Source organism: Thermorudis peleae (genome assembly GCF_000744775.1).
Classification (GTDB): Bacteria; Chloroflexota; Chloroflexia; order Thermomicrobiales; family Thermomicrobiaceae; genus Thermorudis; species Thermorudis peleae.
This window is the reverse complement of sequence record NZ_JQMP01000003.1, coordinates 1370441-1383604: the sequence shown is the minus strand read 5'-3', so window position 1 is coordinate 1383604 and position 13164 is coordinate 1370441. Positions and strand designations below refer to the sequence as shown.

Annotated in this window: 9 protein-coding genes and 1 tRNA gene; 3 read left to right on the top strand and 7 right to left on the bottom strand. The window is 59.3% G+C overall.

From position 1 onward, the window contains the following. Positions 1-113 precede the first annotated feature (113 nt). Entirely contained in the window at positions 114-2816 is a 2703-nt protein-coding gene (gene mutS, locus N675_RS09330) for a DNA mismatch repair protein MutS (RefSeq protein ID WP_038039104.1), read from the top strand. Further along, positions 2816-4546, top strand: coding sequence for a DNA mismatch repair endonuclease MutL (mutL, locus tag N675_RS09325; protein ID WP_051914519.1), 1731 nt, complete (start codon positions 2816-2818; stop codon positions 4544-4546). The genes mutS and mutL overlap by 1 nt, the downstream gene beginning before the upstream one ends. 204 nt (positions 4547-4750) lie before the next feature. Here the strand turns inward: mutL and N675_RS09320 are convergent. From N675_RS09320 to N675_RS09300, 5 genes are all read right to left on the bottom strand, one after another. Beyond that, a tRNA-Asn gene (locus N675_RS09320) sits at positions 4751-4822 on the bottom strand. Positions 4823-4873: 51 nt separating this feature from the next. Further along, positions 4874-5695, bottom strand: a complete 822-nt coding sequence (locus N675_RS09315) for an ABC transporter ATP-binding protein (protein ID WP_081886981.1) — start codon at positions 5693-5695, stop codon at positions 4874-4876. Further along, positions 5695-6558: an ABC transporter permease gene (locus tag N675_RS09310; protein WP_081886980.1), complete on the bottom strand. Its 864-nt coding sequence runs from the start codon at positions 6556-6558 to the stop codon at positions 5695-5697. The genes N675_RS09315 and N675_RS09310 overlap by 1 nt, the downstream gene beginning before the upstream one ends. Further along, positions 6555-7664 carry an aliphatic sulfonate ABC transporter substrate-binding protein gene (locus tag N675_RS09305; protein ID WP_081886979.1) on the bottom strand — a complete coding sequence of 370 codons (1110 nt, stop codon included), beginning with the start codon at positions 7662-7664 and terminating at the stop codon, positions 6555-6557. Before N675_RS09305 ends, N675_RS09310 begins: the two co-directional genes overlap by 4 nt. A gap of 349 nt (positions 7665-8013) precedes the next feature. Further along, entirely contained in the window at positions 8014-9585 is a 1572-nt protein-coding gene (locus N675_RS09300) for a DUF2207 family protein (RefSeq protein ID WP_038039100.1), read from the bottom strand. Between the two features lie 193 nt (positions 9586-9778). Between N675_RS09300 and N675_RS09295 the strand changes: the two genes are divergently transcribed. Beyond that, the gene (locus tag N675_RS09295; protein ID WP_038039098.1) at positions 9779-10771 is read left to right on the top strand and encodes an ornithine cyclodeaminase family protein; all 993 of its coding nucleotides are present in this window, start codon (positions 9779-9781) and stop codon (positions 10769-10771) included. A 42-nt stretch (positions 10772-10813) separates the two neighbouring features. Here the strand turns inward: N675_RS09295 and N675_RS09290 are convergent, their stop codons facing one another. Both N675_RS09290 and N675_RS09285 read right to left on the bottom strand, forming a co-directional pair. Then, entirely contained in the window at positions 10814-12544 is a 1731-nt protein-coding gene (locus N675_RS09290; protein WP_038039097.1) for a complex I 51 kDa subunit family protein, read from the bottom strand. Further along, positions 12528-13076: an NADH-quinone oxidoreductase subunit NuoE family protein gene (locus N675_RS09285; RefSeq protein ID WP_038039096.1), complete on the bottom strand. Its 549-nt coding sequence runs from the start codon at positions 13074-13076 to the stop codon at positions 12528-12530. Before N675_RS09285 ends, N675_RS09290 begins: the two co-directional genes overlap by 17 nt. Positions 13077-13164 lie beyond the last annotated feature (88 nt).

Genomic DNA, 13164 nt, shown 5'->3' with positions numbered 1-13164 from the left:
CATGGATTCTAGAGCCTGGCAGGCACACGGACAACGGAACGACCAGACAACGGCAGAATCATGCACTATCCTTGGATGAAGCAGGGAGTGGCAGGTGAGGGGAAGAGTCGGGCATGGCGCGTGCAGGATCACGGCAGACCGGAACGCAACGTGACCACCAGGCACAGTCCGAGCGGCCAGCGGATTCGTCAGCGCTTGTCCCGTCGAGGAGGCAGTATCTCGAACTGAAGCAACAATACCCTCATGCGATCCTCCTCTACCGCCTCGGTGATTTCTATGAAGCCTTCGATGATGATGCGCACATCGTTGCTCGTGACGCGCGGATCACGCTGACGTCACGAAGCTTCGGCCGCAATGGCCGCGTGCCAATGGCTGGAATCCCGCACCATGCCTTGAATTACTACCTCTCACGGCTCCTCGCAGCCGGGCACACCGTTGCTATTGCCGAGCAGTTGAGTGAGCCCGGACGAGGACTTGTTGAGCGAGCAGTCACACGCGTCTTGACACCCGGGACGGTCGCTGAGACTGCCCTACTCCCTTCAACAGAAAATCGCTATCTTGCGGCCATTGCCCCACTTGGTGACCGCATTGGCCTTGCCTGGGTGGATGTCAGCACCGGCGAATTCACCACGCTTGAATTGAACGGACCGAGCCGAGCTGACCTCCTCCGCGACGAACTCGCGCGCCTCAATCCAGCTGAATGCCTTCTTCCGGATACTGCCGAGACGATGGACGGGATCATCGGCCACATCACACGCTTACCGCACTGGCACTTTGCTCCTAAGCGCGCTGCCGCAATACTGTGCGAGCATTTTCACACGCAGGCTCTCACGCCCTTTGGCTGTGCGGAATTACCGGGGGCAATTGGCGCAGCGGGCGCTATTCTTGTGTATCTGCAACAAACCAATCCAGCCCTCCTGGCCATGCTCACCAGTCTGCGGACTGAGTCCCTCGGTCGCACGGTATGGGTTGATGCAGCAACACGCCGCAACCTGGAACTGACACGAAGCCTTCACACTGGTGGGACACGCGGCAGCCTGCTGAGCGTGCTTGACCACACGAAGACAGCGATGGGCGCACGCACACTCCGGCGCATCGTGAGCCAGCCGCTGCGCGACCTTGCGGAACTCCAGCGACGGCAAGGGATCATCGCCGCGTTGGTTGCGGCAACGCGGGTGCGGCATCACCTCGGGCATATCCTTGCGTCAGTTGGGGATCTCGAGCGCTTGATCAGTCGGGTGACCCAGGGTCTTGCGACTGCTCGTGACCTTCTCCAGCTCAAAAGCGCGCTCGAGGGTGTTGAAGCACTGCTCGGCCATCTCCAGGCCGCTCAGGCACCAGCACTGCGCTCGTTCGCTGAGAACATACCGTCCTGCGCTGACCTCGCGGTTATGATTGAAGCTGCAATCATCGAGGACGCTGAGGGCGTACGGATCCGGCCGGGATTCAGCCCTGCCCTTGATCAGGCCCGGGAGGCTATTCGCGAAACACGTCAATGGCTGGCTTCGCTCGAGCAACAGGAGCGTGAGCGGACAGGCATTCGCTCCCTGAAGGTCGGATATAACAAAGTCTTTGGCTACTACATCGAAGTAACACGCCCGAACCTGCCGAATGTCCCGCCAGATTACATTCGGAAACAGACGGTGGCGAATGGCGAGCGTTTCATCACCGCAGCGCTAAAGGAAGCAGAAGCACGCATCCTATCGGCGGAAGGAGAAATTGAGGCGCTCGAGCGCGCAGCATTGACCGACCTCTGTCACACGCTCACTAGTCATGCTGACCGTCTGCTACAAACAGCGCGCCGGGTTGCCGAACTCGACGCATTCATAGCAATGGCAGAAGCAGCAGTGCGCTACAACTGGGTCGCCCCGATACTGGATGAAAGCGACTGCATCGAAATTGTCCAAGGAAGGCATCCTGTCGTCGAAGCGACGATGACCCATCAGCCCTTTATCCCGAACGACTGCATGATAGGCGGAGATGGTCCGCGGATTTTGCTTGTTACAGGACCGAATATGGGAGGCAAAAGCACGTACCTTCGCCAAGTCGCATTGATTGTCTGGTTAGCGCAGATCGGCTCGTTCGTCCCGGCAGAACGAGCGCGCATCGGTCTTGTCGATCGGATTTTCAGCCGTATCGGGGCGCACGATGACCTGGCAGGCGGGCAGAGCACATTCATGGTTGAGATGGTGGAAACCGCGACTATCCTGCACCAGGCAACCCGAAAAAGCCTCGTGATTCTCGACGAAATTGGGCGTGGCACAAGCACCTACGATGGTCTTGCTATTGCACGGGCCGTGCTGGAGGACCTTCACGATCGCATTGGCGCGCGCACGCTTTTTGCGACCCACTACCTCGAACTCACGGCACTCAGCGAAACCTTCCCTGGTATCGCCAATGCCCATGTTGAAGTGCTTGAACGCGATGGCCGCGTGATCTTTTTCTACACCGTTCGCCCCGGTCCAGCGGATCGTGCTTATGGAATTCATGTCGCACGGCTTGCTGGATTGCCGCCTTGGGTCGCTGATCGCGCTGAAGCGGTGCTTGCAGAACTCACCAATACACGGCCTGTAGCAATGCCGGCACCACCCCAGGAAGAGCATATTCCGGCATCGCCCTGGGAAGCCGGCAATCTGCGGGGGCCGTACCAGCTGCCGCTTGCTGGGTTTCCGCCTCCACCTGTAGCATGCCAGGCCGTCGCACACGAGCTTGCCGCCCTCGATCTTTCAAGCATGACGCCGCGCGAAGCCTTAACCTGGCTCTTCGCGCAACAAGCCAGGCTACGCGGTCATGCAACTCATCAGGTGGGCCAGTAGTGTCCGAGTCACAGCGCGTTGCCCGACGTCCGATCCGAGTCCTGCCTCCAGCACTGGCAAGCCGTATTGCCGCTGGAGAAGTGATCGAGCGCCCAGCGTCTGTTGTCAAAGAGCTCATTGAAAACGCAATCGACGCTGCAGCTCGCAGTATTCGTCTTGAGATCACAGAGGCTGGGTTTGGACGCATTCAGGTGATCGATGATGGCATCGGCATTCCACCTGACGAACTGCCACTAGCCTGTGAGCGGCATGCGACGAGCAAACTGCTTGACGATGACCTGCGTTGCATTCAAACCCTTGGCTTCCGCGGTGAGGCATTGCCCAGCATTGCCGCAGTTGCTGAGTTGACGCTTCTGAGCGCAACAGCGGAGTCCCGGATCGGACGACGCCTCACGCTGCGCAATGGCACGATCGTACGCGATGAACCAGTCGCTCATCCGCCGGGGACGACCGTTATTGTAAAACATCTTTTTGCAAATGTTCCGGTTCGGCTCGCTGCTGCCAAACAGAAGCACGTCGAAGCCGCACAAATTGTCCAGACAGTGCGCCGGCTGGCCATCGCTGCGCCGCACATCCGCTTCACGGTACTACTCGACGGACGCCACGTGCTGCAGACCAGTGGCTCAGGCGATCTGGTGACGGTCATGAGTGAAGTTTACGGTTTGCCGCCTGAATCATTACAGAGCATTGAAACGGTGGAATTTGCCGAAGCGAAGATCACCGGCGTGATCGCGGATCCAAGCATCACCCGTCCAGGACGGAGCCATCTTCACATTCTCGTCAACGAGCGCTGGACGCAGCCCCGTGGAGTGTTGAACACGATCGAAGCTGCCTACCGCCCGTTACTGCCGCGAGGCCGTCATCCCATTCTCGCGCTCGCCCTTACCCTTCCGCCTGAGCAGGTTGACGTCAACATCCACCCGGCGAAGCTTGAGGTGCGGCTCCACCACGAATCACAAATCGCGAAAATTGCTGCTGAGGTGATCCGCACGACCTTAGGGAGAAAGGCCCGAACATTTCAGCTCGCTGCCGCGGCCGTCACTGACCCACTCGTGTCACACACTCAGGTTGCTGAGGACCAGCCCTCATACGACAACCGGCTCGTCGTTACCCCGAACCTTCCCCCGCTGCACATTCTTGGGCAAGTCCAGCACCGGCTAATCCTGGCGGAGGGACCTGACGGGCTCTACCTCATCGACCAACACCGAGCTCACGAGCGCGTCCTCTACGAGCGGCTCAAAGCAGCAACGCACGATGCCCCAGACACACTTGTCGAGTTGGCCGAACCGATGATTCTTGAACTGACGCCAAGCCAAGCCGCCAAACTCAGCAACTGGCTCGACGCATTAGCAGCACTCGGATTCCACTGTGAGACGTTTGGGCGTCACACGTTTCTGCTGCGAACGACGCCGTACTTGCCAGGCGTTGTCACTGAAGCGCGGCACGCTGGAGGGTTCCCCGCGGTCGGCCAGCGCGACGCACTGATCCCTGCGCTCCTCGAAGCCATTGACGATGTCGCAGCAGAGGACAGCGAAAGCTGGCGTGATCGGCTCTCCATCCGTCTCGCCTGCCGAACAGCAGTACGCCGCGGTCAGCCGCTTGACCTTCCGGGATTATGCGCTCTGGTTCAGGCGCTTGGCGAGACGTCTACGCCTGCCGTCTGCCCGCATGGCTCGCCGATCCTCCTCCGGATTGACGGACAGGCACTCGCGCGACAATTCAACTGGTGACAGCACGAGAGCCGAGCGAGATGCAGTGTGGATCAGAGACGCGCTGCCTTACTCCTAAGTACTCATCAGCGAGCACGGAAGGTTCCCCCATGCCGTCAGCACCAGGTTGAAGAAAGCAGCTGAGAAAATGCGAAGGGTAAAGAGGAAACAGCATCGGGCAGACAAGGCAGCGCACGTGAGAACGTGAAAGGGGGTAAAGAAAAGCTCCCCGAGCAGGATTCGAACCTGCAACCTTGCGGTTAACAGCCGCCTGCTCTACCGTTGAGCTATCGGGGAACGTTCTTGCATTGTCGCGGATAAGAATATGCCACACTGTCCCCTGCGGCGTCAAGACACTGCACTGCCGATCCCCGATGGAACATTCTCTTCACGAGACGACAACGCCTGATCCAGAGCGTCATGCTGCACCAGCGACTGATCCAGTGCCGATAACACCTGGCCACGAAGCAGCGCAAGCGCAGGATCGCTGCGGCTCCGCGGGCGTGGCAGCGGAATCGGGAAGACCGCATGGACTCCAGCTGGTCGGCCTGCCAACAGGACAACACGGTCAGCAAGGTAGACTGCCTCATCAACATCGTGGGTAACGAGCACGACGGTAAAGGCGTAGCGTTGCCAAAGGTCAAGCACGTAATCTTGGAGACGCAAGCGTGTTAGCGCATCAACTGCACTAAAGGGCTCATCGAGCAGCAGGAGTGACGGAGCAGTCACCAGCGCACGAGCAAGCGCCACCCGTTGTGCCATGCCGCCCGAAAGCTGCCGGGGCCACGCCGAGAACGACTCTGGTGGCAGACCAACCGTCTCAAGCGCCGCCACGGCCTGGCGACGGCGTTCGTCAGCTGTCTTCCCCGGAGCAACAAGCGCAACGTTCTGCCAGACCCGCAGCCACGGCAATAGCCGCGGCTCTTGAAAGACAATAGCGGTTTGTGGTGCTACAGCACCAACTGCTGCATCGTGTGAGAACTGCACAGAGCCTTCCGAAGGAGCCACCATCTGGGCAAGCAATCGCAACAGCGTTGTCTTACCAATTCCGCTTGCCCCGACAACCGCCAGAAACTCCCCCGGCGCTGCTTCAAGACTGACATCCTGAAGGACGGGCTGGCCCTGAAACGCTACGCTGACGTGTGTTACGGTAAAGGCCGCTCCTGGCATTAGGAACCTTCCTCCTGTCCGGCAGTCGCAACCGTCTCACGCCATTGCAAAAGCGCGTGCTCAACCGCCCCAAGGAGTGCGTCGCTGAACCGTCCAAGGATGGCGAAGAGCAAGAGGGCAACGATGACCCGATCGGGTCGCATTGTTGACTGTCCCTCAACGAGCAAAAAGCCAAGGCCCGTGCTGGCAGCAAGCAACTCCGCGGCAACGACAAACATCCAGCCAAGGCTTAACCCCGAACGCAGGCCTGTCAGAATCCCTGGTAGTGCCCCGGGCAGCAGAATCGTTCGCAGAATCTTCCATCGCCCCAGCCGATATACATACCCCACTTCAACAAGACGCCAATCGACACCGCCGACACCAGCCAATGTGTTGAAATACACTGGTAAAAAGACTCCAAGCGCGATGAGCAAGACACGCGCCCGTTCGCCGATTCCAAACCAGAGGAGAAAGAGCGGTACCCATGCCAGCGACGGTACTGCTCGAACGCCTTGTATTGTTGGATCAACAGCTCGCCGAATCGTTTTTGACATGCCGGCAAGCATCCCGAGGGCAACGCCGAAGACAGCGCCGAGGATATAGCCGACAGCCAGTCGTTGCAGTGTTGCCTGCATATGCCGAGCGAGTTCGCCATGGATGACGAGATCGATGAACGTCCGGAGAATCGTCGTTGGTAAGGGCAATTGGTAAGGCTGAATCCAGCCGGACGTAACGGCAACCCACCAGAGGACCAATCCACCAAGCGGGATGAGCCACGGCAAAAGCCAGTGTCCAACCTTTTGCCATCTCACCTGTGCTCGAGGAGTGCGAGAGGCGGCCGTGAGCCGCTGTTGACGGCTCACGGCTCGTACCGAGACCATCATTGCCCTCCTTTCGCCTGAGCAAGCGCACGTTGCGCAACGCTTGGCTCAAGGAGCGTGGCGAGTGCGCGGTCAAGGTCAGCTCCGGCCTGCACAAGATTCTCCTTGCGGATAAGCGGCAAAATCTGCGCGAGCACTTGGCGCTGGGTATCACCGGGAGTGGGATCGGGGAAGGCCGTTCGCTCCGTGAGCACTTTGCGGGCAATGTCAAGATTTAGCTTTGCCTCATCAGCGAGGATCTGAGCAAGATCCTCTTGATGGGCGAGCGCCCATTGACGACCGCGCTCGTAGAGGACAAGCACGCGTTCAACAACGTCAGGATGCGCGTTGAGAAACGACTCCAAGACATTGAGCGTCCCATAGGTATTCCAGTCGCGATGGCGGAAGAAAAGGCGAGCGCCAGCCGTCAGTTCAGCATGTGCCATATGCGGATCGAGGCCGGCCCACGCATCAACGTCGCCGCGCAGGAGCGCTTGCTCACCATCCGGATGTTGGAGTTGCACAATCGTGAGATCCTGCGATGAGAGTCCGACACTATCGAGCGAGCGCAGGAGGAAGAACCACGGATCGGTGCCGCGCGTCGCTGCAACTTTCTTGCCCTTGAGGTCGCTTGGCGAACTGAACGCCCCATCACGGCGCTCAACCAGAGCTGTCCATTCCGGCTGAGCATAAATCCAGACGGTTTTGAGTGGAACACCGTTTGCCCGCGCAAGCAGCGCCGCACTCCCACCGGTCGAACCAAAATGTACGGTGCCGCTTGCCGTAAATTCATTGGCTTTATTGCTTCCAAGGCTCAAGACCCACTCAACACGCGTGCCATCGCGACTGAACTCCTGCTCAACCCAGCCTTGGCGCTTCAAGACAAGACTAACGGGGTTATAGTAGGCATAGTCCAAGCGCAAGACGTCAAGCTTGGACGACGTCTTGACGGCTGGCGTTGACAGGGAGCCCGTTTGGGCTACCGTCGGCGTGCTCGCACGGGTGAGAGGCGTCGGCGTGAGCTGAGATGAGTTGGCAGCCCCTCCACAACTGGCAAGGATGCCGGTTGCACCAACGCCAAGAACGGCGTGCAGGAACGTTCGCCGTGTCAGCTTCCTTTCAGGAACCATCGGTGTGTTGACCCCTTCCTCGTTTCGCCTATGCCAGTGCGACGTGCCGCACATGGCAGAGACACGCCACGTACCAACTACAGGCGTTCGACACAGACAATGGCGCGTTTAGCGCAGGATCCGAGAAAATTCACCGCGCGACGCGGGCACTAGTTAGGAGGAAGGGGTACACTCACAAATTCGGGGCCAGAAGGAATAGACCCCGACCATTGAGGCGCATGGGGGAACAGGACTGCACATCCGGCTCACATGGGAGAAGCGGCACACGTGTTGGCGCATTCCTCCTCACTCCCAGGTGCCACCGTCATCAGTCCAACGATAGCGAAGGGGCCGCATGGCGTCAAGGCTGCTAGAAGCTGCCGCCGGCTGAGCCGCTGCCAGCTGAAGCACCGCCGGAGACTCCACCCCCGGCACCGCTACTTCCCGCTGGGGAGAAACTCGAGTGCCAGGTGACCCAGTACGGGTAGAAGCCAGGGGAGAAGCCGTCGTCGCCTGGCGCTGGACGCAAAAACCAGGCGGGAGAATATCCGTGCTTGCTCGCCTCCTGCAGGCGCTTATTCAACCCGTGTGTCGCATTAAGCGCAACAGCATAGGGAAGAGCCTCATCAAGATCGATGTCAATCTCTGGATGACGCCAAGCGCGAAGTAAGCCCATACGGTAGGCCCGCCAGGGTACGGCAGCTACCTCGCCGAGCGTGCTTATCTCTGGCATTGCTACAGCAAGAACAAAGGCGACCACACTCGGAATGACAATGAGGAGAGCAACAGCGAGATTCAGAAAGATTCCCCACGGCTGACCGATAAAGAGGAACACCAATGCAACAACGCTGAGAAGCGTTTCGAGCATGACGCCCGCGAGCAACCAATGACGTCGACGGGAAGCTGTCGGATCAAACCACCGTCGCGATAACAATTCATCGCGGAGAAGTGTACGGAATTGGCCGATGTTAAGAAGAAGCCGACGTATCCGATCACGAGTGACAACGCCATCGCTAGCTTCGCGCTCAAGCATCTTCCAGACTTCTTGCTCAAATGGCGCCGTGGAGACCTTCCTCTTGTTGCGTAAACGGATCTGCACACCGTGCGAAGGCTGCGAAGCATCCACTGGCTCAACAGCCAGTGCACCGCGACGCGCAAGATCGAGGATTGTTGCTTCAAACAGCTGCCGTGTGTGTATTCGCCCGGCCACGAGTGCACCGGCAAGAGCAGGCGGCAAATTGTCAGGACGTTGCACCGTTGGGGTCGGCAAGCGTGACTGGCGCGGGGAATGGAGGAGGGTCCAGAGCGCAAGAGCAGCACTCGTAGCACAACTCAGCACACTCAATGGAACAGCAAAGCGAGAGGCGAATTGTTCCAGTCGACCTGGTGGTTCTGGCCCAGCTGCGAGATCAGCCGCAACCGCTTGCAAGCCAACAGCGATCCCGTTGGCGAGATCGCCAGACTGCAACGTGCCGCGCATCGAGGTAGCGATGCGATTGAGACGGCTTTGCGAAAGCATTCGCCGATCAACGAGTGTCTTTCCAGCGATGATTGCAAATTGCCCGTGCTTCGGATCATTCGGTTCAAGGTTGAGGAAAAGAACGATGCCATCGCGGGCATTCGGCTTCGACTCGATATCCCACGCGTCCATGAGTGCCCGACCGTCACGGACGGTATCGTCATACGTGGCGTGCTTTCGCTGGAGGTAGACAACGATGGGAACGCCCGCTTGTTCGACTGTCCGAGCCTGCGCTTCAAGGGCTGCCACCGCTGCTGAATCAAGCACACCAGCGCGGTCATAGACATGCTGACCAGGGATCGGGGTCCCAAAATCGGCAGCATGCACCACTGCCATCGCGTTGAGCAAGAGCATCAGCAGCCACAAGCCAACGCCGACAGCCATTCCTGCGCGAAACCCAAGACGTCGCAGCACGTGTATCATGCGTCCCATGTCCTTGCACTGCATCATGCACGGCATGCCGCTGGCCGGCTACATCACCGGATACGGTATTGCACTGGTGACACGCCCAGACGAGCAAAAGGCCTATCAGCCCGAACACCATGGTACACTGCGACCACAGAGGAGCGCGAGCAAGCGTGGATGTGAGCGAATCAATCGACCGGGGAGGAAGCAAATGCTGATCATCACACGGCAAGATCTTGCCGAACTCGTCCCGATGCGCGTTGCCATTGCATTGATGAAGCAGGTCTTTATTGAGCTTTCAGCTGGCTGCGTCACAGTACCGCTACGGGTGCCGATTGAGGTGCCAGAAGCTGAGGGGACAACGCTGATCATGCCGGCGTATGTTCCAGCGGTAAGCGGCCTCGGATTGAAAGTCGTCTCAGTCTTTCCGCGTAACCGTGAGCAGGGGCTGCCAACGATTCACGCCGCCGTCCTTGCCGTTGACCCAACGACGGGCGCACCATCGGCTTTGCTCGATGGCACCTACCTCACTGCGTTGCGCACCGGTGCGGCCTCTGGTGCTGCGACCGACCTGCTCGCCCGGCCAGACAGTCGCATCCTCCTCTGTATCGGCGCTGGTGCCCAAGGACCGACACAAGCGTGGGCAGTCTGTTCAGTCCGGCCGATCGAGCGCATTTACGTCTATGACCGACAACCTGCAGCCGCAGCAAGCTTCGCTGAGCGTTTCCATCGGCTTGCTCCAGAGATTCAGGCCGAAGTGATTGCAGTAACGGATCTCCCGGCCGCTGTCCGCGAGGCTGATGTCATCTGCACAGCGACAACATCACGGGAGCCGGTCTTCGACGACGCTGATCTGAAGCCCGGTGTGCATATCAACGCAATCGGGGCGTTCACTCCAGAAATGCAGGAAATTCCCATCGCAACAGTACAGCGAGCCTACGTTGTGGTCGATCACGTCGAAGCAGCACTCGCTGAGGCCGGAGATCTCCTCAAGGCGCTGCACGCTGGTGCCATCACCCCCGAGCACATTCGCGTCGAACTTGGCCACGTCGCTGCGCAGCAAGCGCCTGGGCGCCAATCAGCTGACCAGGTGACGCTCTTTAAGTCCGTTGGCAATGCTGTGCAGGATGTCATTGTTGCTGCACATGCCGTGCGCGCAGCCCAAGAGCGTGGACGCGGGCTTGAAGTCGACTTAAGCCGGTAGGCGACGCGGCCTGCGGCAAGAGCAGCCAGCGCTGCGGTGTGGCTAGTCAGCGCTGGCTGCAGCAAGCTCCGCCGGCTCGCCAATCGGACAGACACCGGCTGGGCACCGCTTTTCGCGGATATGGGCCTCAAACTCTTCGGGGAACGCCCGAAGCATGCCGAGCGCTGGCATTGGTGCAACTTGCCCAAGGCCACAGAGTGACAGCTCGATGATGTGCTTGCTGGTCTCCTTGATGAGGTCGATATCCTCCGGCCGACCCTCGCCGTAGCGAATGCGGTCAAGGATTTCGAGCAGCGCGGGGTTGCCCAGCCGGCACGGATTGCACTTTGCACACGACTCATAGCGACTGAACGCGACCAGGAAGCGTGCGAAGTCGACCGCACAGATCCGGTCGTCGAAGACGACGAAGCCTCCAGAGCCGAGCATCACCCCCGCTTTGTCAAGCGAGTCGAAATCGACGCCGACATCTAACTCGTCTTCGCGCAACGGGCCAGACGAAACCCCGCCCATCTGAATGCCCTTAAAGCGATAGCCTTCGCGCATCCCACCATAGACGTCAAAAATCAGCTCACGAAGCGAGAGGCCCATTTCAATTTCGGCAACCCCAAGGCGGACAAGAGGGCCTTGCATCGTTACGAGTTTCGTGCCCGGGCTGTTCTCAGGCCCGATGCTGGCATACCACTTGCCACCGTTCCGAATGATGCCAGGCACATTGGCAAAGGTTTCGGTGTTGTTGAGCACCGTCGGGCGCTTCCAGAGACCTTCCTCAACAGAGCGCGGTGGCTTTGTGCGTGGCTGTCCACGGTAGCCCATGATGGCATACATCAAGGCTGAACCTTCGCCACAAATGTACGCACCACCACCGGTTCGAACCCGGACATGGCAGCTAAAGCCTGTGCCAAGAATGTTGTCGCCAAGTAGGCCAAGCGCATAGGCTTCTTCAACAGCATGCTGAAAGCGCTTGAGGGCAAGTGCGTGTTCGCCGCCGATGTAGTTGTAGCCATACGGGGTTTCGAGCGCATAGCAGCCGATGATCAAGCCTTCAAGCACAAGATGCGGGTTCGATTCGAGCAAGCGCCGGTCCTTGTACACGTTGAACTCGCCCTCGTGGCTATTGACCACGACGTACTTGGGCCAGGCCTGAGTTCGGCGGCCGCTCTCCCACTTGATACCAGCGGGGAAGCCCGCGCCGCCGCGACCACGCAGGTTCGCAGCCTTGACTTCGGCCACAACCTCTTCCGGCGTCATTTCAAAAAGCGCCTTGCGCAAGGCTTGATAGCCACCGCGGGCGATGTAGTCACTGATGGATTCAGGGTCAATGACCCCAGCATCAGCGAAGAGTAGCCGACGCTGCTTGGCTAAAAACGGATGCGCGTGAAGCGGTGGGATGCCGTCGAAGCCTTGCTCCCCGCGGACCCCCAACGCCCACTCCGGCTTCAGATTCCCCTGGCGCAGCGCGTGGACAAGCTCGGGAACACGCTCGGTCGTAATCTGCGCATAGACAATCGGTGGAGCGCCAGGCACCCGCACTTCAACATACGGCTCAGCGAAGCACCACCCAGCACAGCCGACACGGCGGAGGACATGGGGAATGCCCTCTTGAGCAAGGATGAGCGAGAGATGGCGATAGGTTTCCTCAGCACCCTTGGCAATGCTACATTCGCTGATTCCAACAGAAACGACCCACTGGTCGCCATTCCAGAGAGACTCCCAGCGAGCCTGCTCGCGCGCAACGTACTCGTCAAACGCCTGACGGCTACTCAGTCGCTCCATGTGTCTGCTCCTCAGCCACGCCATCAGCCCGTAGAGCCTCCAGCGCGTCACGTAATTTCTCCGGGGTCAGATGGCCCCAATAGTGATGGTGATCAACCTGGATAACCGGCGCGAGGTCACACACACCCAAACAACCGTTAAAAATATGGAGGGTCAGCTTCCCATCGGGGCTGACACCATGATCGGTCAGTTGATACTGTTCCCGTAAGAGCTCGATCAGCTTCGGTGCGCCCATGACATAGCACGCAGCGCCGCCACAGAGCCAGAGGAAATGCTCGCCGGGAGGCGTTGTGCGGAAGTCAGCGTAAAACGTCAAGAGGCCATAGACGCGATTGATCGTCGTGCCGAGGTGATCGGCAATGCACTGGGCAGCCTCCGGCGGTACCCACCCGTAGAGCGCTTGCGCTTCCTGACAAGCCATGACGATGAGTTCTTGGGCTTCCTGGCTATCGCGAGGGCGAAATTTCTCTTCAAGGACGGCTCGCAAGGGGGCGAGATCGATCGCCTGGGACTTGCTCGTCTGCGATTCCACAGTATCTCTCCCGCATGCTCTGCCAGCACATCTTCCTCATGCCGAGTATAACACCGAGGCTCGGTTCACCAGCGTGACGACATGGTTG